This window comes from Rhodococcus sp. IEGM 1379 (genome assembly GCF_030056815.1).
In the GTDB taxonomy this organism is placed as follows: domain Bacteria; phylum Actinomycetota; class Actinomycetes; order Mycobacteriales; family Mycobacteriaceae; genus Rhodococcus_F.
Map to the genome: position 1 here is coordinate 23,750 of NZ_JASHKR010000035.1, position 23,059 is coordinate 46,808.

A 23,059-nucleotide genomic window follows, 5' to 3' on the forward strand; every position below is an offset into this window, starting at 1 on the left:
CCGTAACCAGAAGAAGGTCACGTGAAAACCCAGTACAAATGGGCGATCGCAGCGTCGTCGGTTTTGCTCATCGGGTTCGTCTCGGTGCAGCAGACCGGCGCGCTGTGGCGCGATTCAGTTGAATCACCCGGCGGCGCTACCATTACAGCCGGTCTGCTCGACATTTCCGCTGGTACCAGCGGGGTCAAGCAGTTCAACCTCGCCGGATTCAAGTTGGAGAACAAGGGCCCGGGCGACAGCATTCAGATGCCGCTGCCGGTAATCAATTCCGGCAACGTGCAGATGAGTTACTTGCTGGATGATGTGGCTCTCAACAGTGCTACCCCGCCGCCGCTGACCCTGCGGGTTGCCAAGGTGACTACCGAGGCTGCGTGCACGGCAACCGGCAATGTGGGCACCGAGCTCTACAACGGTCCCATGGATGGGGCGGCCTTCACCGCGCAGCTCGTCCCGGCGGGGCAGATGCAGGTGCTGTGCCTGCGGGCCACGCTGGGTTCAGCTGCGGCTGCCGCTCAGACGAGCGACGCCACGTTCACCTTCGCTGCAAGTTCGGTTAGCCAGTAATGACCATCACCGCGAGAAGTCGCCGCGCGGGCGAGCATGCCGAGGGATCTCCTCGGCATGCTGCCCCCGCACGAGTACCTGATCGGCAGGAGCACCCACGAGACGATGCAGATGAGAAGGCCACGATCTGGTGGTGGACTCGAACCATCGTCTCGTGGGTGCTCCTGCTGCTGATGGTCGGGCTTCTCGCGGTGATGGTCGTTATCCCCCGGCTCACCGGCTCGACCGCGTACACGGTGCTCACCGGCTCGATGGAACCGACGATGCCCCCAGGCACGCTCATCGTCGTCAAGCCGACTGCCAACGAAGACCTGAACACCGGGGACGTGATTACGTTCCAGCCGGTTTCCGGCGAGCCAGCAGTGGTGACTCACCGCATCGAGGGCATCTACTACACCGGGGAAGGCGAGCGTCGCATCCACACCCGCGGCGACAACAACCCCATCGCAGACTCGTGGTCGCTTGTGCCGGAACAGATTCGGGGTCGAGTCATCTATTCGGTGCCGCAGCTCGGTCGGGTGAACACGGTGATCAACGGCCAGTCGCGGTCGATTCTCATCACGGGCGTTGCGGTGGCCTTGGGTGGATACGCGGTGTGGATGGTGATCAGCGGGTTGCTCGACAAGCGCCGTGAGAACGGTGTGGACGGGGGACCGGCCGATGAACAGGGTTCCGATGCAGACGACTTGCAGGCTCATGCCATGCCGGTATCAACCACTGAAACGAAAATAGGACACGAGAATGTCTAACAACCAGCAATCGCGCGATAATGCGCGCTTCGGGTCGGGGATGCGCGGCCGTTTAGGCGAAACCGGCTGGACCCGTGCGCGTGCCGTTCTCTCCCTCGGCATGGTCTTGGGTCTCGGTGCGGTGGGAACGATGGCGGCGTGGTCCGACAGCGCTACTGCTACTACCGGTATTTTCAGTACGTCGTCGGTCCAAATGAAGGTCGACAATCAGCGGCCGACGCACCAGTTCACCGAACTCAAACGCAACAGCATGCTGCCAGGCAGCAGTGAGGCTGGCTCCCTCACTGTTCAGAACACCGGAACGGTCTCCTTCAACTGGGCGGTCTCCGCCGCCGCCACCGGTTCTCCCGCGCTGATCGGCAAGCTCAAGGTTTCCCTCTATCAGACTGGAGCCAACAACGGCACCACCTGTTCGGGACCGATCATCGGTACGGAACAGGCTTTCTCCGGCAACCCGACGCTCGCCTCGGGCAGGACACTCGCGGCCGGTGCCTCCGAGCAGGTGTGCGTAAAGGTCACCGTTGATTCCACCGCAGGTGCGACCGCGCAATTCAAGATCGCCAATCTCGGCTTCAACTTTACCGCCGAAGGGCTGTGATTATCGAGATGGTCAGCACTGATGAGGAGGTGACGGTGGGGCGTAGTCGTGGCAAGGAGATCACGCTGAATGTAGCTGCGGTCGCCGGACTCATCTGCATCGTCGCCACTCTCGCTTCACTTGTGTTCGGCATCAAACCTCTGGTGTTTCGCTCCGGTTCGATGGAACCGGAAATCTCCACCGGCGCATTGGCTTTGGCTAAAACCGTCCCCGCGACAGAACTGGCCATCGGCGATGTAGTCAGCGTCTACAACGACCAGGGCGTGCGGATCACCCACCGCGTGGACAGTCTCGAGCCGACCGGTGGGGAGCAGGTGGTTGCCACGCTCAAGGGCGATGCCAACAACGCTCCCGACCGTGTGCCCTACACGATCACCGAAGCCGACCGCGTGTTCTTCAGCGTTGGAGGACTCGGCTACGTCGTGGCTTGGCTGTCCAGCCCGCTCGCGACCTTCCTCGGCGGCGGATTGGTAGGTGCGGTGCTAGTCATCGCATTTGGACGAACTAAAGACCGGCGTCTGGAAAATAGCCGCGCCGCCACTACAAATGATGCCCGCGTCGATGCTGACGAAACTCGCGGGGAGCTTCAGGAGGCTAATAATGGTTGAAATGCGACGGGCTCGCACCCGCATGAAGTCGCTGCGGTCGTTGATCGCTATCGGCGGCGCTGCCGCCATGGCCCTCGGAGTTGCCCAGGCCACGGGGACGATGGCCAATCCGGCTGACGCGGTCAACTCGACCGGCGCGCAGGTGGCGACGGGCAACTTCTACCCGACGCCACTGCCATCAACCGCATCGTGTGGAAACAGCGGAACCGCTGGTTTTCGCAGTGCCACCATTTCTTGGCCTAGTGCTGGGGCAGGCATGAAATACAGGGTTGTCGTGGTGCGCAACAACAATGAGATTATGTCAGATACCTTCGAGACTGGCCTAAACAAGAAATTCAATTTTAGTAGGACTGCTCAAACGTTTATCGCGCGTGTCTACACGGTGAATATCGCCAGTGGTGCAACAGATGCAACTAGGAAGACGTCTTCCGGTTGGATTGGGCAAGGGATTTATACTTCGACAACGTCGGACACCTATTGCTCGGGCGGACTCTCCAACTGGGCGGTCAACGAGCTGTGGGAGGACACCAACATCTGGGATCCGACTACCCCGGCCCCGAACGGGCAGTCGCCTCTGAGCAGGTCGCAGCCACCGACCGAGGAGGACGCGATCGGGGTAGACAAGTCCACTTCGCAGGCCCCGTCCACGAGCGAGACGGCCGAACCGACCACGTCTACGGAGCCGACCAGCACCACGACTACTCCCGGAACGACTACTCCCGGAACGACTACTCCGGACGCGACTACTCCGGACGCGACTACTCCGGACGCGACTACCTCGCCGGAGACCACTCCGACCGAAGCGCCGAAGCTGGTGCTGACGGACACCGTCGAGAGTGGCGGTCTCACTGCCGGCTGGACCGTGGGCGGGAACAAGGTCGCAGTTGTCGACGCTGACGGCAACGAGTTGGCCAGCGGTCGCGTCGAGGCCGGCTCCACCCTGCACTGGAACAACGGCCAGCTGTGGATCGTCGGAGGCGCCCAGGTGTACCGCATCATGGAGTCGCCGCAGGATGGCAAGTGGAAGTTCTACACGGACAGCGGGCAGAACATGCCTGACTTCGGGTAGCAGCTCACCGCTGGACCCCTCGGCTGTGCCCCCGAGTCACTCGACCCGGGGGCACAGCCGTACGTCGGCTCGTTCCCGGTGGTTCTCGTTGTCGGGGACGGTGGTGTTGGCGCACACTCGTATCTACGGATAAGTCTCGGCGGCGACACGCAGATCACGCTTGAGGACCTTGCCGGCAGCAGAAAGCGGCAGTGCGTCAACGAACTGGATCGATCGCGGTGCTTTGTAGCCGGAGACAAGGGATTTCGCGTGTGCACGAAGCTCGTCGAAATCTGCCCGGGCGCCCGGGTGTAGAACAACAACGGCGTGTACTCGTTCGCCCCACTTCGGATCTGGCACGCCCACAACGGAACAGGCGGCTACGGCGGGGTGCTGCGCCAAGGCATTCTCGACCTCGGTGGAGTAGACGTTCTCGCCACCGGTGATGATCATGTCCTTGATTCGATCGACGATGAACAGATACCCGCGCTCGTCGAGATACCCGGCATCGCCGGTGTGCATCCAGCCGCCGGCGAGGGCCACAGCCGTCTCATCCGGCAGGTTGCGGTATCCGAGCATCAGATGATCACCGCGAGTGACGATTTCGCCCACTGTTCCGGATGGAACTTCGTCTCCGGCCGGGTCGACAATCCGCACTTCGCAATGGGGGAGTGCACGGCCGGCCGATCGCAGCAGATCGCCACCAACGAGGTGATCGGCGGCGCTCAGTACGGTGATATGCGCGGTCTCGGTCATTCCGTAGCCCTGCGTGAAACCACTACGAGGGAAAGCCTTCATCGAACGTTCCAGTAGCGCCGGTGAAATGGGGGAGGCCCCGTAGCGAACCACCTGAACACTCGAACGGTCGTAAGCATCGAGATCGGTTGCGGTAACCAACATGTGAAGCATGGTCGGAACGACGCCCACCGTGGTGGGCCGGTGCCGGTCGATGGCCTCGAGCATTGCCTGCGGTGAGAACACGGGGAGAAAGACCTGCGTGCCTCCCATCATGTTCTGCGCCATCCAACTCGCGATGCCGGCGATATGGAACAGCGGATTCGCAAGCAGGTTGATACCGTCGGCGACGGCAGGCTTGCCGGCGGCGAGTGTTCCCAGCGTCGACGTCATCAATCCCTTGTGGCTGACCATCACGCCTTTGGAGCGCCCGGTTGTTCCGCCGGTGTAGAGCAGAAGTGCAACGGCGTCGTCGCCGATCCTGAGATCCGGGACAGGCTCCGATTCGGCAATAAGCTTGTCGTAGTCGATCATTCCCGTCGGAACCGTTCCGGAACCACAGAACACGACGCGCCCCAGATCGGGGCAGAGTTCGCGTAGTTCCGGTACCAGTGGGGCTGAGTTCTCGTCGACGATCAGAATGGTTGATCCCGAATCGTTGAGTGCATACGCTATTTCCGCGGCAGACCATCGAGAGTTGAGCGGGCTGACCGTGGCACCCGACCACCAGCCGGCCAAAATTGTCTCGTGACAGCGGTCTGAATTCAACGCAAGAAGCGATACGCAGTCGCCCGTGCCGCTGCCGAGTCCGCTCGCCAACCGCGCCACACGATCGACGGACTCGGCCGTCGTGAACACTCGATCTCCGAAGACGGTCAGGGGAAGTCCCGGTGATTCGCGCAGGGCACGATGAATGAACTGGGTCAGAAACACGACTGTCCTCCGGAACTGTGAACGAACTACTCCAGAATCATCGCATCAGCACGGAATGCGCTGCTTCGAGGATCAAAAGCGAACTGGTCAAAGCGACCACCTGATGGCCGCTGACGTGCGAAAGTTCTCGGGTGCGCAGATTAGGTGTGGTGTTGCTCGGTGCCCTCGTCCTCCCTCTGGCGGGATTCGGGGTGGCTATGGCAGTACCCGGAGAGACATCGTTTGGTGATACGACGTCTGTCGGCGTGCACAACTCCTACGAGAAGTCGACCTTCCCGTATTTTGCGGACGCTCTCGACTCGGGAGCATCACTCCTCGAACTTGATCTGTGGACAAACGGTGGTGGTGTGGACTGGCGGGTTTCGCACTCGAATCCGTTTGCCAGTGAAAGCAACTGCGTCGGCACGCAGGATGCGACGGGACCGCGAGCAGGGAGCAGTGGGAGCAGCAGCAGCGGTCAGGGTTTCGCGGGGTGTCTGGAGGACATGCGTGCCTGGCATGATTCCCACCCCGAGCATCCGCCGGTGATGATCAAGCTCGAACTCAAAGACGGATTTACAGCCGGGTACGGCCGGGGGCCGGCCGATCTCGATGCGCTGATCCTCAACACGCTGGGCGACGCCGTCTTCACCCCCGCCGATCTGGTGGGCGATCAATTTGCGACACCGGACGACGCAGTCACGCAGCGAGGTTGGCCTTCGGTGAACGCGATGGCCGGCAAGTTCATCTTCGAGCTGATTCCGGGAACCATCGAGGAAAAGAATCCGCTCGATACGTGGTGGACCGATGTCGAGTACGCGACGCACCTGCGCGACCTCGCTGCTGCGGATCGGCTCGGGTACGCAGCGGCGTTTCCCGCCGTGCACGGCGCCGAAGTCGGTGATCCGCGCATCGCCCGGTATGCGGATCCATCGGTGCGACCGTGGTTCGTGATCTTTGACGGGGATGCAGCTAAATACGTAAGCGGCGCAATAGATCTGAACTGGTACAACGAACGTGGGTACCTGCTGATCATGACGGACGCTCAGAACGTGACGCCCGCAATCGACGGGACACACGCGTCGGAAGGCGAGGCGCAGGACCGACTTGATCGCCTGGCCGGCGATCATGCCAGTTACATCACCTCGGATTGGTCGAGACTTCCGAGCGTGCTGGCCACGGTGGTTCCGCGCCGGTAACTTTTCATGCCCGGTACTCCGGTTCATGGCGTCGCACAATTTGGTATACATTTTTGTATGCCAAGTCTGCATTCCGGCAATTCGACTGATCGGAGACGTTCATGCGTTTCGACGCAACAGAATTGACGGCCGAGGAACTCGACCTTCAAGCTGAAGTACGCGAGTACCTCGACAAGCGGCTGACGCCCGGAAGCTATCCGCTCGGACTCGGAATGTCAGGAGCAGTGGATCCCGAGTTCTCCCGAGATATCGGAAGCCGCGGCTGGCTGGGTATGTCGCTGCCGCAGAAATACGGCGGCAGCGGACGCTCGGCAGTGGACCGCCTGGTCGTCGTCGAAGAACTTCTCGCCCGGGGAGCGCCGGTCGGCTATCACTGGATCGGTGACCGCCAGTCCGGTCCGAGTATCGCGGCCAACGGAACCGAAGAGCAGAAGCAGTACTTCCTGCCCGGCATCGCGCGCGGTGAGTTCTCGTTCTCGATCGGCATGAGCGAACCCGATTCCGGCTCGGACCTAGCGTCACTGCGAACTCGCGCCGAACGCGTCGACGGTGGCTGGAAAGTCAACGGCACCAAGATCTGGACCACCGGCGCGTTCCACGCGACGCACATCCTTTCGCTGCTGCGGACCTCCGCCGATAAACACAGCGGGCTCACCCAACTGATCATCGATCGTCACAGTGAGGGCCTGACGGTCTCACCCATCCCGTTCATCGACGGAAGCGAAGACTTCTGCGAGGTGTCGTTCCAGGACGTCTTCGTTCCCGACTCACGTCGCCTCGGCGACGTCGGAGCGGGCTGGGGTCAAAACACCGGAGAGCTCGCACTCGAACGTGGTGGCGTCGACCGGTGGATGTCATTGATGCCGGTGCTCGAGCATTGGGCAGCCAATCAAGCCGCTGCCGGCGGCCCGGCCGCACTAGCCGATCTGGGTTCGATTACCGCGCGCTGCTGGGCTTTCCGCGGAATGTCGCTCTCGATCGCCCGGATGGTCGACGACGGCCGCTCGCCGGTCACGGAAGCGGCGTTGATCAAGGAGATGGCAACACGATTCGAGCAGGACTGCGTCGCGACGGTATCGCGGCACCTTGGCAGAGCCCCCGACTTGGCGTCCGAAGATCCGTACGAGTCGCTGCTGGCCCGCGCGGTACTGGTCGCGCCGTCATGGTCGATCCGCGGCGGTACCAACGAGATACTCCGCACCGTGATCGTCAAGGGGTTGAACCGATGAATTCTGTACCACAGCACAATGATTACGCATGTGATGCCGATCTCGAAGCGATGGTCGAGCAATTCTTCGCCGAGAAGTCCGACGCCGATGTCGTTGCCAAAGCTGAAGCTGACGGATTGCCCACCGGATTATGGGACGCGGCGCTTGAACTGGGCCTGCCGCTGGTCGGCCTTCCCGAATCCGCCGGCGGCTCCGGTGGTTCCATCCTCGACGTCGTGACCGTGCTGCGCGCCGCAGCGCGTCACGCAGCGCCGCTGCCCCTGGTCGAGACCTACCTGGCCGGCCGCTTGGCGGTCGCATCAGGGCTGCCGGTGCCGGCCGGCATAACCACAGTGGCACCGGGATCGCACTGGGACACTGCAACATTCGACGGCACAGTCTCGGGAACCTTGTACGACGTGCCGTGGGGCAGTGCCGCGGCAGTAGTGGCAGCGATACTCGGCGACCGAGTGGTGCTCCTGAATGTCAGTGACGCCAAGATCGGTGCCGGAACCGATTTTGCCGGACAGCCGCGACAAAGCCTGACCTTCACCGGCGCACCGGCCGTGATCGGTGATACCCCGGTGGATACGCGGCTGCTCAGTAGGCTCGGTGCGTTCCTGCGTTCGGTGCAGATGGCCGGAGCCATGGAAGCCGTCTCGACGCTGACGCAGCGCTACGTATCCCAACGAGTCCAATTCGGCAGTCCCGTCGCACAGTTTCAGGCAGTGCAGCAGCACATCGTCACACTCGCCCAAATGGCGTCCATGTCGACGCTGGCCGTTGACCGCACGGCATGTGCTCTCACTGCCCGCGAAGCCGAATTCGAAGTGATCGCAACAAAACTGGTGGTCTCGCAGAATGCACTGCTCAGTGTGCGCGCCGCACATCAGGCTCACGGAGCCATCGGCATGACGCAGGAATACCGCTTACAGCAGCTGACCCGTCGCCTGCACGCGTGGCGATGCGAGTTCGGAGACGAGATTGCACTGGCGACGCAACTCGGGCGAGGCGTCGCCGCCGCGCCGTCACTGGCACGTTTGATCACCAATCCGAAACCGATTTTGGAGCTGACCTCATGACTGATGCCGTTCGCGTTGACATTGACGGACACGTCGCGACCATCGAGTTTTCCCGCCCGCCCGCCAACTTCTTCGATCAGGACCTGCTCAAGCAGATTGCCGATGCAGCAACAGAACTCGTCGAAACCAGCGACATTCGGGCGATAGTTCTCGCGTCGGCCGGCAAGCACTTCTGCGCCGGAGCAAACTTCGGCGAGGGTGGGCTGGGACCGGACCGCGCAGATATCGTGCGCGACATCTACACCGAGGCCCTGCGACTGTTCGAGATCCCGGTTCCCGTGATCGCCGCAGTGCAGGGATCGGCAGTGGGCGGCGGCCTCGGATTGGCTTGCGCCGCAGACTTCCGAGTGGCCGGACCGTCGACTCGGTTGCATGCGAACTTCGCCGCGCTGGGTTTCCATCAGGGATTCGGACTCAGCGTCACTCTGCCTCGCGTCGTGGGAGCTCAAACCGCAGCCGATCTGCTGTACACCGCGCGGCGGCTGACCGGCACGCAGGCGCACGAACTGGGCCTGGTGGACCGCCTGGCGGAAGACGCGAACATTCGTGAGCAGGCGCTGGCTTACGCCCACGAAATCGCTGCCAATGCACCGCTGGCCGTGCGCTCGATGAAGGAAACACTGCGCGGCGGACTGCGCGACGAGGTGGCCGCGGTGCTGGGGCGTGAGTTGGCCGAGCAGGTTGTGCTGTGGGGGACCGAGGACTGCGTAGCGGGCATCGAAGCCAACCTTGCGCGGCAACAACCGCAGTTCCACGCCAAGTGAGCATGGTGACACCACTATCGTGTTCACCGTGAAGGAACCCACTGGTGCGCAACGATGCTTGCAACAGATCCGGCAGATGATCGTCTCCGGTGAGCTTCTGCCTGGGCAAAAAGTCCACCAGGCAGAGCTCGCCGAGAGATTGAACGTCAGCCGAATCCCGGTGCGGGAAGCGCTCTCGACCTTGCAAGCCGAGGGTGTGCTCGAACATAAGTCGAATACCGGCTACGCCGTCGCCAGGTTCAGCAGTGAGGATCTTTTCGAGCTGTATCTGATGCGGCGCCTGCTCGAAACGGAAATCCTGGCCTCGATCGACCTGAGTAGCGTCGACGTGGCCGAGTTGGAACGGATTCAGAAGCAGGTCGACGGGGCAGAACCGGCCGAGGAGGGTCCGGAGTTTCAGATAGCCAACCATCGGTTCCACTTCCGGCTCTTCGAATATTCACCTCTGCAGCGAGTACGGCAGGAAGTGGAACGCCTGTGGTACATGTCCGACTTCTACCGGGCGCTCTACATTCACGAATCATCCTCTCGCCAGCAGATTTCCGAGGACCACGAGCGGATTCTGCAAGCTGTCCGCGACCAGGATACGGCCGAGCTGATCCGAGCGAGCGACGAGCATCGATCTGTTACCGAAGTTCTTGTCGTGACAAGGTTGGGCCGCTCTCGACCACGCTGACCCCCCAGTCCTCCAACAAGAAATGCGCGGTATCCGAGAGAATTCGGATACCGCGCATTTGCCGGGCTTGTGTGTGGGGCGTGCGGGTATTTTCGTCCACTAGTTGGTTTTGTGTGTGGGTTCCCGTGCGTCGGAGGAAGTTGTGTGCGCTCAGGCACGGATGTGGCGGCGTCGACGTGCCGTGATGGAAGTTCGGCCCAGAAGTTGGCTCGGCGCGAGCGGAGGCTGGAAGTTCGGAAACGGAATCGACTGTTGCAGCGGTTGATACGGGTGTGTGCGAGGGTGCTGATGCGCGACCTTGCTGAGTCCCCGACGTGGAATAACCGCGTGGGTGGGATGCTTCGCGGACCCGAAGGTGTCGACGACCCCGTTCCGTCGGATCTTCTGTGTGGGACGAAAGCGGTGACTAACCGGCTGTCACGAAGCCTTCCGAGACCATCCAGTCGCGGGCAACTTCGGCAGGCTCCTTGCCTTCGACATCGACCTGTCGGTTCAGTTCCGTCATCACCTCGTTGGTGAGACGCTCCGAAATTGGTGCCATGATCTCGGCTACCTGCGGATGTGCGTCGGCAAAACTCTTCTTCATCACCAGTGCCGGATTGTATTTCGGGAAGAAGGAAAGATCGTCGTCGAGCAGTACGAGGTCGAGGGCGATGATGCGGCCGTCAGTGGTGAATACTTCGCCGAACTTGCACTGATTTCCGTCGGCGGTTGCCTGATAGATGATGCCGCCCTGCAGAATCTGTCGCTGCGCCCGGCTTGCATCGAATCCGTATTTGGCTGCCAGGCCGGGGTATCCGTCCTGGCGTACGTTGAATTCGGTTTCCACACAGGTCACGGCAGCTCCCGGATCTGATTCGACCAGTCGTGCGTAGTCCGAAATCGTTTTGACTCCGGTCTTTTCGGCAGTTTCCTTGTTCATCGCCAAGGCATAGGTGTTGTTCATCGGTGCCGGATCGATCCAGACCATGTCGTTCTTGGCCAGATCTTCATCTCGCACGGCATCGAACTGTGCCTGCGGGTCGGGTAACGGGATCTCGTTGCCGAGGTGATTGATCCACCCCGTGCCGGTGTATTCGTAGGTGAGGTCGATCTGCCCGTTCAGTTGGGCATCCCGGGTGCTGTTGCTGCCCTGAATATTTGTGAGGTCACGAACGTCGGCGCCGGCTGCAACCATGGCGAATTCGATGATGTATCCCAGGATTATCTGTTCGGTGAAATCCTTGGACCCCACGGTCATCTTCACACCCTCGAGTTCCGGAACCGGACGGATGGTGCCCGGGCCCACTGCCAGGGGAACTGCGCCACCGGATTCGAGACCACACGATGCAACAAGAGTGAGACCAAGTGCGGCGACGACGACCTTCCAGCCGCGCTTGTTTTTCGACATCATCGTAATCCCTTGGGGCCGAGGAACTGTTCGGCTAATGCGCCCAACCAGTCCAGCAACAAGGCCAGTGATACGGCAAGTACCGCACCTACCACCAGCGTGACATTGTCGCGAAGTTTGTATCCGGTGTCGATCATGATTCCCAGGCCGCCGGCGCTGACGAGGAAACACAGCGTCGCTGTTCCCACAGCCAGCACCAACGAAGTGCGAAGGCCGGCAAGAATATAGGGGACAGCCATGGGGAATTCCAGGTGTCGCAGGATAGTGAACGAGGACATTCCCTGGCCGCGCCCGGCGTCGATCAGGGTCTTGTCTACCTGCTGATAGCCCAGAATTGTATTGCGCAGCACCGGAAGCAACGAATAGAACGCGATGGGCAATACTCCGATCCAGAAGCCAGTGGTTCGGGTTGCCAGATAGAACAGGACGAGCAAACCGACAGCTGGCGCCGCCGCTCCGATATTGGCTATTCCCACAATGATCGGGGCCAATCGGGTGAAGCGGGGCCGGGTCAACAGGGTGCCGAGCGGCACTGCCAGCGCAACTACGATGATGACGACCGCGGCGGTGAGCATGACATGCTGCCACGTCAATGTTGCGATGTTGCTTGCGTTGATACTGGCCTTCTGGGTGGTGGTCAGATCTCGGGTGAATGCCCAGATCAGTACGCCGACTACAAGAATCAGGACGATGATCGGCTGAACGAGCAGTCGCGCCCGCTCCGCTCTACGCGTCGCCGCATTTTCCGCGTCGCCCAGATCGACGGTCGCAGCAGCGAGTTCTGCCGTCGGCGCGCTCACTCCGCTTCCTCGTCGTGATCGTGTTCATGTTCTGCACGCATCTCCGAAAGATGGCTGACCAGAGAGTCGATGGTGATGAGTCCGACGTATTCGCCGCGTAGGCCGGTGACAACCGTGGATGCATTGCTCTCGGCAAGAAGGGCTTCGAGCGCGTCCTGCAAGGTCGACTGAATCGAGACGGCCTCGCCGAGTTCGTTGCCGACACCGCGCAGCGACGTCGCGTGAGCGAGGTGCATCGGCGACACCCAGCGGAGGGGACGGTCGCGCTGGTCGAGGACCAGGGCCCACTTCCATTTACGATCTGCGAGTTTACTTCTCAAACTTTCGACAGAGTCGGTCTCGCGTGCTGTGATGCACTGCTTGAGCTTGATCTGACGCACGCGAGTCAACGTCAACTGTTTGAGCGAAGCGTCGGCGCCGACAAAACCGGCCACCATGTCGTTGGCGGGGTTGGCGAGAATAGCCTCGGGAGTGTCGTATTGCATGATGCTGGATTGGTTGCCCAGCACGGCAATCCGATCGCCGAGTTTGACGGCCTCGTTGAAATCGTGGGTGACAAACACGATGGTCTTCCCGAGTTCCGATTGCAGACGCATCAATTCGTCTTGTAGGAGTCCGCGCGTGATCGGATCCACGGCGCCGAAAGGTTCGTCCATCAACAGAACCGGGGGATCGGCGGCAAGTGCTCTCGCAACCCCGACGCGCTGCTGCTGACCGCCGGAAAGTTGTCGCGGGTAACGATCACGGTAGGTATCCGGATCAAGGCCGACCAGATCGAGCATTTCGTCGACACGCGCTGTGATTCGTTTCTTGTCCCAGCCGATGAGGCCGGGGACAGTGGCCACGTTCTTGGCGATCGTGAAGTGCGGAAACAGGCCGGCTTGCTGGATCGAGTAGCCGATACCGCGTCGTAGCTTGTCCGGGTCGATGGACAGTGCGTCTTTGCCGTCGATGGTGATTTTGCCGGACGTGGGCTCGATGAGGCGGTTGATCATGCGCATTGTTGTCGTCTTGCCGCAACCGGACGGTCCGACGAAGACGACGATTTCGCCCGCCGGAATCGTCAGAGAGACGTTGTCGACGGCGGCATCCTTCTGTCCCGGATAACGCTTGGTCACGGATTCCAGGACGATCTCAACGCCGGAAACCTTGTGAGCTGCGGAGATGGCGGACGGGATGGTTTCAGTCATGAAAGACCCCTCGAAGTAGTGAGACGACCGATGATGACGTAGATACCGTCGAGAATCAGGGCCAGAATGACGATGAGAACGGTGCCGGTCAGAGCCTGAGGTACCGCATTGGGGCTGCCGACGCGAGACAGTCCGGAGAAGATCAAGTTGCCTAGTCCGGGGCCTTTGGCGTACGCGGCGATAGCGAGGATGCCCATCAGCATCTGGGTACTGACGCGCATTCCGGTCAGTATCGACGGCCAGGCTATGGGTAATTCGATACGACTCAGAACGCGGAGTCGGTTCATGCCGACGCCACGGGCTGCGTCCGTGATCGCCGGATTGACCGCGGCGAGTCCGATGATCGTATTTCTGATGATCGGAAGCAGCGCATAGAGAATCAACGCAGTGATGGTGGGCGGGACACCCAACCCGAGAATCGGAATCAGAAGTCCGAGAAGAGCAAACGACGGAACGGTCAAAATCGTGCTGGCCAGTGCCGTCGCCAGTGACGAACCAACTGGACTGCGGTACACAAGAATTCCGATGAGCACCGCAGCGATCGTTGCGATGATCACCGACTGGATAACGGCTGAAACGTGGAGATAGGAGTCGGTCAATAGCTGTTGTCGTCGTTCGACGACAAAATCCCACAGTGCGCCCATATTTCCGAACCCACTTTCTTTCGGACATCTGCTCGCTCGAAGGCGTACCCCTCGCACACATCCGCTACACAAGCCGTGTTCGGAGCGCAAGGGGTTTCCGTCGACTTTCGTCCTAAAAACTCAGGACTGCAACTAATTCCGAAGGCAGCGTGTCGGATGTTGTTCTGGATGAGGGATTTTCCCGGAGACTTTGCTGCGAATGTGCGGAAACGGGCATATGGTAAATCGACCAATTCGCCTGTTTTTGGAGTGTGAGATGGACAAACCTACGAGTGGGCCCACGGCTGAACCGGAGAGCGCAGTACCCACGAACAAGTGGGCGGCGCTGATAGTTCTCGTCGGTGGACTGGCGATGATCGTCATCGACGGAACCATCGTCGGAGTTGCACTACCCGTTTTGGTCGACGACCTGAACTTGAACTTCAACGACGCCCAGTGGATCAACAGTCTCTACTCGGTGATCTTTGCGGCGCTGCTGCTCACCTCGGGTCGCCTCGGTGATCGATTGGGCCGCCGACGCCTGTACATGGTGGGCATTGCCGTCTTCGTGATCGGCAGCCTCATGGCGTCGATGGCAGACAGTGCGACCACCCTGATCCTCGCTCGCGCTATCCAAGGCGTCGGTGGAGCCTGCGTTCTACCGGCCACGTTGTCCTCGATGAACTCCATCTTCCGGGGCAAGGACAGAGCTATGGCCTTCGGTGTGTGGGGCGCTGTCATCGCCGGCGTCGCGGCCATCGGTCCGCTGCTCGGCGGTTGGATTACCACCTACTTCACCTGGCCGTGGATCTTTATCATCAACGTTCCGATCGGCATCGTCCTGCTGATCGCCGCCTATCTGGTTGTCCCGGAAACTCGCGCGGGAGTGATCGACCCCGGACTCGATATTCCGGGTCTTCTGTTGAGCGCCTTCGGTTTCGGAGCGGTGATTTTTGCGCTCATCGAAGGCGACAGTCTTGGTTGGTGGACGCAGAAAACAGATCTGAATGTTCTGGGGATTACCTGGTCGGCTGATGCGCCACTGCCCGCTGTTCCTACCATCGGTGCGATCGGGATCATGCTGCTGATCGGATTTGCATTCTGGGAGCGGCATCGCGGACGGATTCACCGCTCCGCAATCCTGGACATGAATCTGTTCTTCACGCCTACGTTCAGCTGGGGCAACGTGACCGCCATGATGGTGGCGATCGCAGAGTTCGGGCTGCTGTTCGTGCTGCCCCTCTACCTCGTCAATGCATTGGGGCTCTCCACGATGGGCGCCGGATTCGTCCTCGCCGCTATGGCCGGCGGAGCATTCATATCCGGCTCTCTCGCACGGCATCTCACAGCACTGATCGGTGCCCCCGGGACAGTGATCCTTGGACTGCTCCTGGAAGTTGTCGGCGTCATCGTTGTTGCGGTATTCGTGAGTTCGACGGTGGCACCGTGGCTTTTGGCCCTGCTTTTGGTGATCTACGGAACCGGGCTCGGTCTGGCATCAGCTCAGCTCACCGGAACCACCCTGGCAGACATACCGCCCGAAGAGTCCGGCCAAGGTTCCGCAACGCAGAGTACGGTCCGTCAATTGGGTTCGGCAATCGGAAGTGCCCTCGTGGGCGCAGTATTGGCGTTCGGATTGTCGAGAAATATGCCGGGCACCCTTGAATCAGGCGGAGTGCCCGCGCCGGAGGCCAACCAACTGTCCGACGCCACCCGCGAATCTGCCGGCAGCGCTATCGGTGTGCTGAGAGATCAAGGCGCACAAGGGAAATTGGGTGAAGCCGGTCCGGACGTAGTGCGCTTGCTGTCAGACGGATTTGCCGAGGCTACGCGCTACTCGCTTTACGTGTCAGCGGCGTTCCTGGTGCTAGGACTGATCGGCGCGCTCAGAGTAAAAGCAAGTGCGCAAAAAGTTGCTCGAGATAGAGAAACGGGAGGGTTCGATTAACGAACCCTCCCGCAGTAATAACTGTGGACTCAAGCCCAGCTGAGTGCGTCCTCGTTGGCCAAACGCGGCAGGCGATCGAACCACGGGTTCTCGCCGGGGTGGCCGATGTTCACGACGAGGCTGGTCTTGAAGCGGCCGTCGGCGAAGAACTCTCCGTCGATGCCGGCAGCGTCGAAGCCGGCCATCGGGCCGGCAACCAGACCCTGGGCGCGGATAGCAAGAATCAGGTACCCGGCCTGGAGTGCAGCGTTGAACTGGCTGGTCGACGTACTTGCGGCTTCGTTCGACGCGAAGTGGTCCTTCATCTCAGGACGGATGGGGAACAGAACCGGGATGTGCTCGTAGAACTTGGTGTCGACAGCCAGAACGGCGACGGCGGGAGCTGTCGCGGTCTTGGCCTTGTTTCCGTCGGACATGTGCTCGACGAGGCGAGCCTTGCCCTCTTCGGTGCGGACGAACAGAACGCGCAGCGGGTTGGTGTTGGCCGCAGTGGGTGCCCACTTCGCGAGCTCCCAGATGGCGGTGAGTTCAGCGTCGGTGACAGGCTCGTTGGAGAAGGTATTTGCGGTGCGGGCCTCGGTGAAGAGGAGTTCGCGACCTGCTGCGTCGAGTTGCTGCGAAGTGAAGGATGCTGCGTCGAGCGACATAGTGGTGTCCGTTCCGTGGCGCCCTGCCGGTGAGTCCGGTAAAGCGAGTTGCTAGTAAAATCAAAGTGACTATGGACACGGTAGCACTGCCGTTAGGGTGGTGGCATGGCGAGCAAGAATGAAACAGAGCACCCACCCCGCGCCTGCGACGGCGCGCTGGCCCGTGCGTTCGGGTTTCTCGGCAAACGCTGGAACGGCGTCATTCTTGCTACTCTGCTCAACGGATCGGCTGGATTTGCCGAGCTCAAGCGCGCCGTCGGCGGAATCAGTGACTCGGTGCTCTCCGATCGACTTTCCGAATTAGCCGGCGCCGGACTGGTGGTTCGCACTGTCGATGCAGGTCCGCCCGTCTCGGTGGAATACCAGCTCACCGCGTCAGGGCAGGCGTTGCTGCCGGCGCTGAACGAACTGACAACCTGGGCTGCCGAGAACCTGCCTGCGGCGGACTGCCCGGAGTCGTGACTGCGCCCTCCGAAGTCGCAACGTAGTTGCAACCTGAGGGCTATTAGTGTCCTGGATCACATCAAGTTCGCGGTGATTCGCGGTGATTCGCGATCGAACAAGATGCGCGGTCCAGGGTCGCAACCGGTGGCGATTGTGGACAAGGCTCCGCGGGGGGGGGTTGAGACCACAGCTCGCGGAGCCGTTCCTTCGCGGTCTACCCTCGTTGGCGATGTGCCTGACGGAGCCGCCGCGAGGCCTGGCAGATATCGCGTCGTTACTCCTGGCCGCGCCGTGGCTACTTCGATCGCCACGCGGTACCGAATGGGCACAGGGGCAGCCGCTGCCGGTTCCGTCGACGGCGCTCTACTCCAAACACGACGGTGTGGTTCCCTGGCAGCTCAGCGGAGGAGGAACTCGGTCGTGACTCGCTCGAAGGCTTCCTTGGCTTCAACCATCACCCAGTGACCACAATGGGGAAAGATGTGCAGCTCGGCGTTGGGGATGAGCCGCATCGGGATCATCGGCATATCCGGCGGGCACTGCCTGTCCTCGAGACCCCAGGTGAGCAGGGTCGGGCACTGCACCTTGTGCATCATCGACCAGTACGGCGGCACGTCCGACTTGGACATCATGTGCTGTTGCGCTGCAAATGCTTTGGAGCCGTACATCGCCGCCAGACTCTGGTGTGACGCCGGATCGTTCGCGGTTTCCCAGCGTTCCTCGATCCGTTCCTCGGTGATGACGCTCGGGTCGAACACCATGCATTCGAGCCAGCGAACCAACCCTTCGCGGCTGGGGGCGTCGGCAAACTGCTGCAGTAGACGCGTTCCCTCACTCGGGTTCTGGCTGAAGATGTTGGGGCCCACTCCGCCGATGGTGACCAGTTTGCTTACCCGGTCTGGATGCCGCATGGCCACGTTGACCCCGACGACACCGCCCATCGAATTACCGATCATCGCCGCCGACTGAATGTCGAGTGCGTCCATGAAGCGGATAACTGCAGAGCTGGCAGTGACAACCGGGTGTCCGTCGACGGGATCGCTGACGCCGAAACCCGGGAACTCCACTATGTAGCAATGGAAGTGCTCGGCGAAGACCTCCAGGTTTCCGCGGTAATTTCGCCATCCGCTGACTCCGATGCCAGAGCCGTGCAGCAGGATCAGCGGTGGGCCGTCGCCGGCCTCGTGATAGCGCAACGTCCCCTTGTCTGTCGCTACTTCTCGCTTTGTTCCCTCGTAGCTCACGTCCATTCGGCAATACTAGAACATGTTGCAGTTTTATGGGCGGATAGTGGCTTATCGCTTCCGTGCCTTCAGTAGTTGCTTGGCCTCGTGCAGTTCGTCGGATGACAAGGGCGGCAGGGGGAGTGGGTCGCGGTGTAGTCCCTCGGCGCGGAGTCCGTCGAGCATTACCGACATGTATCGACGCCACACCGTCGGATTAACGGGTTGGGCGAACTCGGTGACGGCGCCGACCATGAAGATGAGGCCGAAGATGTCGGTGGGCACTGCGTCGGGGCGCAGCATTCCGGCGTCTTGTGCCCGCTTGAATATTTCTTCGATAGCCGGTTCGATAATGGATCGCTGGCCCGCGACCTGCTCGCACCCTTCGTCGGTTCCGTTGAGAACGTCTTTGAGTCCGCGGTTGACCGACATACGGCCACAAGCAAATTCGGCAAAAGTGACCAGTGCGTCCCAGGGATCGGGATTGGCGAGAGAAGCTTCGGTAGCAGCAGCCATATCGGCAAAATTCTGCTGGAAGACGCCGTCGATCAACTCTTCCTTGTTGGAGAACCGTCGGTACACCGTTCCGACGCCGACACCCGCGCGGCGAGCGACGTCGTCCAGCGTGACGTCGATTCCTTCTTCGGCGAACAACTCGCGTGCGGCATCGATGATCAACTGCCGATTGCGTGCGGCGTCGGCGCGAAGCGGGCGTTCCATTGCGGTGCTCATGGTGTCCAGTTTACTCGCCAAGTGGAGACAACATCTCCGTTTGGGTGTACCGTTTTTGCTAACCGGAGAAGCCATCTCCGCATAGGTTGGGCGAGGGAACATGTCAGACATTGCTGAGTGGACTGAAACCGAGCAGTCCCCGGCGCCTTCAGGGGACAACCACGCAAAACGGTGGCTGATTCTCGCGGTTCTGGGAATTGCGCAGCTCATGGTGGTCTTGGATGCCACCATCGTCAACATCGCGCTGCCGGCTGCGCAGCGCTCACTGGAGTTCGGTGATTCCGATCGCCAGTGGATCATCACGGCCTACGCCTTGGCCTTCGGCAGCTTGCTGCTGCTCGGCGGTCGGCTGAGCGACCTGTTCGGTCGCAGGCGCACCTTCATCGTCGGCCTGATCGGCTTTGCGGTCACCTCCGCAATCGGTGGTGCCGCCGTCAACTTCGAGATGCTTGTCGCCGCGCGTGCGGGTCAAGGTGTCTTTGGTGCACTTCTTGCACCGGCTGCGCTGTCCTTGCTGACGGTGACCTTCACCGACCCGGCGGAACGCGCAAAGGCCTTCGGAATCTTCGGTGCCGTCGCCGGCGGCGGTGGCGCTGTCGGACTGCTGCTCGGCGGTGCGCTCACCGAATGGGTCGACTGGCGCTGGTGCCTCTTCGTCAATCTCTTCTTCGCGGCAATCGCATTGGTCGGAGCCGTGATCCTGTTCGCGCCCCACGTCGCGACCAGTGACAGGCCGAAACTCGACATCCCCGGAACAATCCTGGTTGCGATCAGTCTCTTCAGCATCGTCTTCGGATTCTCCAAGGCAGAGTCCGACGGCTGGAGTTCGGGCTCCACCATCGCGTGGCTGAGTACGGGCGTCGTCTTCATGGCCGCATTCATTTACTGGCAGACCAAGTCCGACCATCCGCTGCTCCCGCTGCGTGTGGTGGCCGACAGGATCCGCGCCGGCGCGTACCTGGCCATATTCCTTTCCGGCATAGGCATGTTCGCGGTCTTCCTGTTCCTGACCTACTACATGCAGCTGATCCTCGGCTACACGCCGATCGCAACCGGACTGGCCTTCATGCCGATGGTTGCGGGAATCGTCACCGCGGCAACACTGTCGACGGCAGTGCTCCTGCCCAGATTCGGTCCGCGACTTCTTATCCCGAGCGGAATGGTGATCGCTGCAATCGGATTGACAATTCTGGCGCAGATTTCCGTCGACAGCACCTACGCCGTCCACATCATGCCCGGACTTATCGTGACGGGCCTCGGCATGGGCACCATCTTCGCGCCGTCGATGCAGGGCGCCACCTCGGGAGTTCGATACGAAGACGCCGGAGTTGCCTCGGCGACGGTCAATACGATGCAGCAGGTAGGCGGTTCCATCGGTACCGCACTGCTCAGCACTATCGCAGCGTCGGCGTCCACCAAGTACCTGGTTGGCCGTGAGATGAACCCGCTGACACAAGCGCAGGCGGCCGTCGAAAGTTACACGACGACGTTCTATTGGGCCGCAGCTATTTTCGTGGTCGGCGCAGTGTTGACCGGGCTGGTAATCCGCAGCGGTCTTCTTCCGTCGGCACCCGAGGGTGAATTGGTCCTCGCACACTGACGAACGTGCTGGGGTCACCTCCGTGTGCGGGGTGGCCCCGGCAGGTGCGGGATACTTCTGGTCATGAAGTGGAAAAGTCCGACCGACACCGGTTGGTCTGTGCGAATCGCGGCAGACCTCTCGTCAGTGGCTATGTTCGATCCGGCCGGTGTACTGCGCGGCGAACTCTTTCCGGCTTCGGATAGCGAGTTCACAGCGCATTTCGGCAGTTGGAAACGCGAATCCACGGCCGAACGTATCGATCGATACGGTCCGGCCCTGATCAAAGGCAAGCCTGCGACCTTGCGGTTGCCGGGTGGGGGCGACGTGAGCGTCTCGGACGGAAGGCTGGGCGCGATGCGGCGTCGGAACAAATTCTGCGAAGTTGCGGTAGCCGGACGTCGGTATCGGTTCGAACATTCGTCGGGGCGTAAGGCAACGGCACTGCGCGACGGAACCACGTTGGCACGGTACGTGCGTGCACACGGTCTACGTGCAATCGAGGTGTCGCGCAAGAGTTTTGCCGCGACGGACGAACTCGACGAGTGCGTGCTGACGCTGTTTCAGAAGGTCATCTTGCCGGGGCGCGAAGGTGCATTCAGCGAGACTATGTCGGCGCTGAGTATCTAAGGCGGGTATCTAAGGCGGGTATCTGATGCGCGGGTATCTCGTCGCGTCAGCAATTACGTTCGGGCGTTGCCCCGCAGCGGTGCATGACGTGATCGAGCTGCTCGATCGTCAGGGCCGGAACCGGAAGTTCGCGGTGTCCGGACCGTGAGCTGCACAGCCCGTCGATCATGAACCCGAGCACTCGTCGGTATGCCTGAGGGGCTTCGTCGCCGCCGAAGTTCTGCGCCATCTTGATGGTCTGCATCAGGAGGGGGATGTCATTGATCTCGAAATCACTGCGCAGCGTCCCCTGCTCCTTGGCGCGATTGACGAGGGCAGCGGTGTTGCGAGTGATGCTTGCGCGGGCCTTGGAAAACGCGGCGGACTCGAAGCGGCTGTCCATGAGGAGGTCGCCGAAACCGCGGTTGTCGGACATGCGCAGTGAAATTTCTTCGAGATAGTGGACGAGACCGGCCCAGGCGTCGGGTGTCTCGAGTGACGTGGTTGCGAGGGATTCGATCTCGGCGCAGCGGGTGTCGAAGAGAGCCTGGATCAGTTCGTCTTTGCTGGCGAACCGTCGGTAGACGGTTCCGACTCCCACGCCGGCATGGCGGGCGACGTCGGCCAGGGTGGCGTCGAGGCCTTGGGCTCCGAAGACTGCTCGAGCGGACTGGAGGATGCGCTCGAGGTTGGCTTTTGCGTCGGCGCGCAGGCGCGGTGGCGTGCAGTCGGCCGAGACTCCCGCACCAGGCGCGTCGGGGTGTGTTGTCGGCATCCTCACAGTCTACGACACTAAGCGGAATGAATGGTTCCGCTAGTGCTATATTGCTAAGCGGAACGTATGGTTCCGATTAATTTCACGAGAGAAGCTACATATGAGCATGTCTGACATCTGGGTCGGGAGCAATCCGACCTCGGTGGTAGGTAGGCAAAAGAGCGGCATCTCGGCGAGATTGATCGGCCTCCTCACCGGTGATCGCGCATTCGTTCAGCTCATTCGCTTCGCCCTTGTCGGCGGAATCAGCAACATCCTCTACTTCGGTGTCTTCCTGGCCGTTCACAGTGACGGCGTCCTCGTCGCCAACGCGATCGGCGCAGTGCTCAGCACCATCCTCGCCAACGAACTTCACCGTCGGCTCACCTTCCACGCTGCAGATCGTGTCCACTGGTTCACGGCACAGTGGGAAGGTGGCGGACTCGCTCTGATCGGACTGATCGCCAGCTCGGCCGCGATCAGTGCCCTCGGAGTCCTCTTTCCGGGATCGAGCGGCGTACTGCAGGCCGCACTCGTGATCGGAGTCAGCGCCCTCGTCGGAGGCCTGCGCTTTGTCGCCCTTCGCGGTTGGGTGTTCTGAGTTCACAGCGGTTGGGTGTTCTGACCTCACGCGTCGTAATGGGTAACACTGAGACCCATGAGCATTTCGATCGCCGACTCCGGTATCCGGTTGGGACTGCTCTGCCTCGTCATGGCCGTACTGGCGGCTGTGGTCTATCGCTTTGCTCACCTCGGTAGCGTCCGCACCGTTCCCGGCGCGGTGGTGCGCGGAGCATTGCAGCTCGCTGCGATTTCCGTGATCTTGGCTGCGGCCCTCGCGCACATCTGGTCGGCGGTGCTCGTTCTCATCGGAATGTTCGGTGCCGCATCCTTTACCGCGGCACGACGATCCTTGGCCGGAATCTCCGGTGCCTGGTTGAGCGTTGCGGTGGCATCGGGAGTCGGTGTTGTCCTTC

26 protein-coding genes are annotated in these 23,059 nt (G+C 61.2%); 17 read left to right on the forward strand and 9 right to left on the reverse strand.

Annotation, left to right across the window (positions count from 1 at the left end; translation table 11 throughout):
• Window positions 1-21 precede the first annotated feature (21 nt).
• Genes QM600_RS18280 through QM600_RS18300 form a run of 5 tightly spaced genes read left to right on the forward strand, consistent with a single transcriptional unit; the run spans window position 22 to window position 3,588 of the window.
• Window positions 22-564: a hypothetical protein gene (locus QM600_RS18280; RefSeq protein ID WP_283262914.1), complete on the forward strand. Its 543-nt coding sequence runs from the start codon at window positions 22-24 to the stop codon at window positions 562-564.
• Window positions 564-1,313, forward strand: a complete 750-nt coding sequence (locus QM600_RS18285; protein WP_283262915.1) for a signal peptidase I — start codon at window positions 564-566, stop codon at window positions 1,311-1,313. Before QM600_RS18280 ends, QM600_RS18285 begins: the two co-directional genes overlap by 1 nt.
• Window positions 1,306-1,911 carry a SipW-dependent-type signal peptide-containing protein gene (locus QM600_RS18290; protein ID WP_283262916.1) on the forward strand — a complete coding sequence of 202 codons (606 nt, stop codon included), beginning with the start codon at window positions 1,306-1,308 and terminating at the stop codon, window positions 1,909-1,911. The genes QM600_RS18285 and QM600_RS18290 overlap by 8 nt, the downstream gene beginning before the upstream one ends.
• Window positions 1,908-2,519 carry a signal peptidase I gene (locus QM600_RS18295; protein ID WP_283262917.1) on the forward strand — a complete coding sequence of 204 codons (612 nt, stop codon included), beginning with the start codon at window positions 1,908-1,910 and terminating at the stop codon, window positions 2,517-2,519. The genes QM600_RS18290 and QM600_RS18295 overlap by 4 nt, the downstream gene beginning before the upstream one ends.
• Complete coding sequence (locus QM600_RS18300; RefSeq protein WP_283262918.1) at window positions 2,512-3,588, forward strand: hypothetical protein; 1,077 nt, start codon at window positions 2,512-2,514, stop codon at window positions 3,586-3,588. Before QM600_RS18295 ends, QM600_RS18300 begins: the two co-directional genes overlap by 8 nt.
• A gap of 123 nt (window positions 3,589-3,711) precedes the next feature.
• Here QM600_RS18300 and QM600_RS18305 read toward each other — a convergent pair whose 3' ends face one another.
• Window positions 3,712-5,235, reverse strand: a complete 1,524-nt coding sequence (locus tag QM600_RS18305; protein ID WP_283262919.1) for an AMP-binding protein — start codon at window positions 5,233-5,235, stop codon at window positions 3,712-3,714.
• Window positions 5,236-5,366: 131 nt separating this feature from the next.
• On the opposite strand from QM600_RS18305, the gene QM600_RS18310 reads away from it, so the two are divergent.
• The 5 genes from QM600_RS18310 (at window position 5,367) to QM600_RS18330 (ending at window position 10,143) form a co-directional block, all read left to right on the forward strand.
• On the forward strand, window positions 5,367-6,413 hold the full coding sequence (locus tag QM600_RS18310) for a phosphatidylinositol-specific phospholipase C domain-containing protein (protein WP_283262920.1): 1,047 nt from the start codon (window positions 5,367-5,369) through the stop codon (window positions 6,411-6,413).
• A 101-nt stretch (window positions 6,414-6,514) separates the two neighbouring features.
• On the forward strand, window positions 6,515-7,642 hold the full coding sequence (locus QM600_RS18315) for an acyl-CoA dehydrogenase family protein (protein ID WP_283262921.1): 1,128 nt from the start codon (window positions 6,515-6,517) through the stop codon (window positions 7,640-7,642).
• Entirely contained in the window at window positions 7,639-8,703 is a 1,065-nt protein-coding gene (locus QM600_RS18320) for an acyl-CoA dehydrogenase family protein (RefSeq protein WP_283262922.1), read from the forward strand. Before QM600_RS18315 ends, QM600_RS18320 begins: the two co-directional genes overlap by 4 nt.
• Complete coding sequence (locus tag QM600_RS18325; RefSeq protein ID WP_283262923.1) at window positions 8,700-9,467, forward strand: enoyl-CoA hydratase/isomerase family protein; 768 nt, start codon at window positions 8,700-8,702, stop codon at window positions 9,465-9,467. The genes QM600_RS18320 and QM600_RS18325 overlap by 4 nt, the downstream gene beginning before the upstream one ends.
• A gap of 28 nt (window positions 9,468-9,495) precedes the next feature.
• A complete protein-coding gene (locus QM600_RS18330) occupies window positions 9,496-10,143 on the forward strand; it encodes a GntR family transcriptional regulator (RefSeq protein ID WP_283262924.1) in 648 nt (215 codons plus the stop codon).
• A gap of 406 nt (window positions 10,144-10,549) precedes the next feature.
• On the opposite strand, the gene QM600_RS18335 is transcribed toward QM600_RS18330, so the two are convergent.
• From QM600_RS18335 to QM600_RS18350, 4 genes are read right to left on the reverse strand one after another with little or no spacing between them, the layout of a single operon-like run.
• The gene (locus QM600_RS18335) at window positions 10,550-11,533 is read right to left on the reverse strand and encodes a glycine betaine ABC transporter substrate-binding protein (RefSeq protein ID WP_283262925.1); all 984 of its coding nucleotides are present in this window, start codon (window positions 11,531-11,533) and stop codon (window positions 10,550-10,552) included.
• Window positions 11,533-12,291 (reverse strand): ABC transporter permease, encoded by a 759-nt coding sequence (locus QM600_RS18340; protein ID WP_283262940.1) that lies wholly within the window; start codon window positions 12,289-12,291, stop codon window positions 11,533-11,535. Before QM600_RS18340 ends, QM600_RS18335 begins: the two co-directional genes overlap by 1 nt.
• Window positions 12,292-12,329: 38 nt before the next feature.
• Window positions 12,330-13,523 carry an ABC transporter ATP-binding protein gene (locus tag QM600_RS18345; protein WP_283262926.1) on the reverse strand — a complete coding sequence of 398 codons (1,194 nt, stop codon included), beginning with the start codon at window positions 13,521-13,523 and terminating at the stop codon, window positions 12,330-12,332.
• Window positions 13,520-14,167, reverse strand: a complete 648-nt coding sequence (locus tag QM600_RS18350) for an ABC transporter permease (RefSeq protein WP_094269972.1) — start codon at window positions 14,165-14,167, stop codon at window positions 13,520-13,522. The genes QM600_RS18345 and QM600_RS18350 overlap by 4 nt, the downstream gene beginning before the upstream one ends.
• Window positions 14,168-14,423: 256 nt before the next feature.
• Here QM600_RS18350 and QM600_RS18355 point away from each other — a divergent pair, with 256 nt between their 5' ends.
• Entirely contained in the window at window positions 14,424-16,094 is a 1,671-nt protein-coding gene (locus QM600_RS18355) for an MFS transporter (protein WP_283262927.1), read from the forward strand.
• A gap of 29 nt (window positions 16,095-16,123) precedes the next feature.
• Here the strand turns inward: QM600_RS18355 and QM600_RS18360 are convergent, their stop codons facing one another.
• On the reverse strand, window positions 16,124-16,741 hold the full coding sequence (locus QM600_RS18360) for a malonic semialdehyde reductase (RefSeq protein WP_283262928.1): 618 nt from the start codon (window positions 16,739-16,741) through the stop codon (window positions 16,124-16,126).
• 105 nt (window positions 16,742-16,846) lie between these two features.
• On the opposite strand from QM600_RS18360, the gene QM600_RS18365 reads away from it, so the two are divergent.
• Complete coding sequence (locus QM600_RS18365; protein ID WP_283262929.1) at window positions 16,847-17,203, forward strand: winged helix-turn-helix transcriptional regulator; 357 nt, start codon at window positions 16,847-16,849, stop codon at window positions 17,201-17,203.
• Between the two features lie 211 nt (window positions 17,204-17,414).
• Window positions 17,415-17,609 carry a hypothetical protein gene (locus QM600_RS18370; protein ID WP_283262930.1) on the forward strand — a complete coding sequence of 65 codons (195 nt, stop codon included), beginning with the start codon at window positions 17,415-17,417 and terminating at the stop codon, window positions 17,607-17,609.
• Here QM600_RS18370 and QM600_RS18375 read toward each other — a convergent pair.
• Window positions 17,584-18,435 carry an alpha/beta fold hydrolase gene (locus QM600_RS18375; protein ID WP_283262931.1) on the reverse strand — a complete coding sequence of 284 codons (852 nt, stop codon included), beginning with the start codon at window positions 18,433-18,435 and terminating at the stop codon, window positions 17,584-17,586. The genes QM600_RS18370 and QM600_RS18375 overlap by 26 nt on opposite strands.
• 45 nt (window positions 18,436-18,480) lie before the next feature.
• On the reverse strand, window positions 18,481-19,140 hold the full coding sequence (locus QM600_RS18380) for a TetR/AcrR family transcriptional regulator (protein ID WP_283262933.1): 660 nt from the start codon (window positions 19,138-19,140) through the stop codon (window positions 18,481-18,483).
• A gap of 100 nt (window positions 19,141-19,240) precedes the next feature.
• Here QM600_RS18380 and QM600_RS18385 point away from each other — a divergent pair, with 100 nt between their 5' ends.
• A complete protein-coding gene (locus QM600_RS18385; RefSeq protein WP_283262934.1) occupies window positions 19,241-20,740 on the forward strand; it encodes an MFS transporter in 1,500 nt (499 codons plus the stop codon).
• A gap of 63 nt (window positions 20,741-20,803) precedes the next feature.
• Complete coding sequence (locus QM600_RS18390) at window positions 20,804-21,349, forward strand: hypothetical protein (protein WP_283262935.1); 546 nt, start codon at window positions 20,804-20,806, stop codon at window positions 21,347-21,349.
• A gap of 46 nt (window positions 21,350-21,395) precedes the next feature.
• On the opposite strand, the gene QM600_RS18395 is transcribed toward QM600_RS18390, so the two are convergent.
• The gene (locus tag QM600_RS18395) at window positions 21,396-22,103 is read right to left on the reverse strand and encodes a TetR/AcrR family transcriptional regulator (protein ID WP_283262936.1); all 708 of its coding nucleotides are present in this window, start codon (window positions 22,101-22,103) and stop codon (window positions 21,396-21,398) included.
• A 100-nt stretch (window positions 22,104-22,203) separates the two neighbouring features.
• On the opposite strand from QM600_RS18395, the gene QM600_RS18400 reads away from it, so the two are divergent.
• Both QM600_RS18400 and QM600_RS18405 read left to right on the forward strand, forming a co-directional pair.
• Window positions 22,204-22,683 (forward strand): GtrA family protein, encoded by a 480-nt coding sequence (locus tag QM600_RS18400; RefSeq protein ID WP_283262937.1) that lies wholly within the window; start codon window positions 22,204-22,206, stop codon window positions 22,681-22,683.
• Between the two features lie 57 nt (window positions 22,684-22,740).
• Window positions 22,741-23,059: ABC transporter permease (locus QM600_RS18405; RefSeq protein ID WP_283262938.1), on the forward strand; the 319-nt coding region annotated here is incomplete at its 3' end.

What these genes read in the sequence shown, in the direction of transcription:
- QM600_RS18350 (WP_094269972.1), bottom strand. Translation starts at nt 14,167, where the DNA reads ATGGGCGCACTGTGGGATTTTGTCGTCGAACGACGACAACAGCTATTG.
- QM600_RS18315 (WP_283262921.1), top strand. Translation starts at nt 6,515, where the DNA reads ATGCGTTTCGACGCAACAGAATTGACGGCCGAGGAACTCGACCTTCAA.
- QM600_RS18390 (WP_283262935.1), top strand. Translation starts at nt 20,804, where the DNA reads ATGAAGTGGAAAAGTCCGACCGACACCGGTTGGTCTGTGCGAATCGCG.
- QM600_RS18290 (WP_283262916.1), top strand. Translation starts at nt 1,306, where the DNA reads ATGTCTAACAACCAGCAATCGCGCGATAATGCGCGCTTCGGGTCGGGG.
- QM600_RS18370 (WP_283262930.1), top strand. Translation starts at nt 17,415, where the DNA reads ATGTGCCTGACGGAGCCGCCGCGAGGCCTGGCAGATATCGCGTCGTTA.
- QM600_RS18355 (WP_283262927.1), top strand. Translation starts at nt 14,424, where the DNA reads ATGGACAAACCTACGAGTGGGCCCACGGCTGAACCGGAGAGCGCAGTA.
- QM600_RS18375 (WP_283262931.1), bottom strand. Translation starts at nt 18,435, where the DNA reads ATGGACGTGAGCTACGAGGGAACAAAGCGAGAAGTAGCGACAGACAAG.
- QM600_RS18335 (WP_283262925.1), bottom strand. Translation starts at nt 11,533, where the DNA reads ATGTCGAAAAACAAGCGCGGCTGGAAGGTCGTCGTCGCCGCACTTGGT.
- QM600_RS18360 (WP_283262928.1), bottom strand. Translation starts at nt 16,741, where the DNA reads ATGTCGCTCGACGCAGCATCCTTCACTTCGCAGCAACTCGACGCAGCA.
- QM600_RS18300 (WP_283262918.1), top strand. Translation starts at nt 2,512, where the DNA reads ATGGTTGAAATGCGACGGGCTCGCACCCGCATGAAGTCGCTGCGGTCG.
- QM600_RS18285 (WP_283262915.1), top strand. Translation starts at nt 564, where the DNA reads ATGACCATCACCGCGAGAAGTCGCCGCGCGGGCGAGCATGCCGAGGGA.
- QM600_RS18395 (WP_283262936.1), bottom strand. Translation starts at nt 22,103, where the DNA reads ATGCCGACAACACACCCCGACGCGCCTGGTGCGGGAGTCTCGGCCGAC.
- QM600_RS18325 (WP_283262923.1), top strand. Translation starts at nt 8,700, where the DNA reads ATGACTGATGCCGTTCGCGTTGACATTGACGGACACGTCGCGACCATC.
- QM600_RS18380 (WP_283262933.1), bottom strand. Translation starts at nt 19,140, where the DNA reads ATGAGCACCGCAATGGAACGCCCGCTTCGCGCCGACGCCGCACGCAAT.
- QM600_RS18345 (WP_283262926.1), bottom strand. Translation starts at nt 13,523, where the DNA reads ATGACTGAAACCATCCCGTCCGCCATCTCCGCAGCTCACAAGGTTTCC.
- QM600_RS18365 (WP_283262929.1), top strand. Translation starts at nt 16,847, where the DNA reads ATGGCGAGCAAGAATGAAACAGAGCACCCACCCCGCGCCTGCGACGGC.
- QM600_RS18400 (WP_283262937.1), top strand. Translation starts at nt 22,204, where the DNA reads ATGAGCATGTCTGACATCTGGGTCGGGAGCAATCCGACCTCGGTGGTA.
- QM600_RS18385 (WP_283262934.1), top strand. Translation starts at nt 19,241, where the DNA reads ATGTCAGACATTGCTGAGTGGACTGAAACCGAGCAGTCCCCGGCGCCT.
- QM600_RS18320 (WP_283262922.1), top strand. Translation starts at nt 7,639, where the DNA reads ATGAATTCTGTACCACAGCACAATGATTACGCATGTGATGCCGATCTC.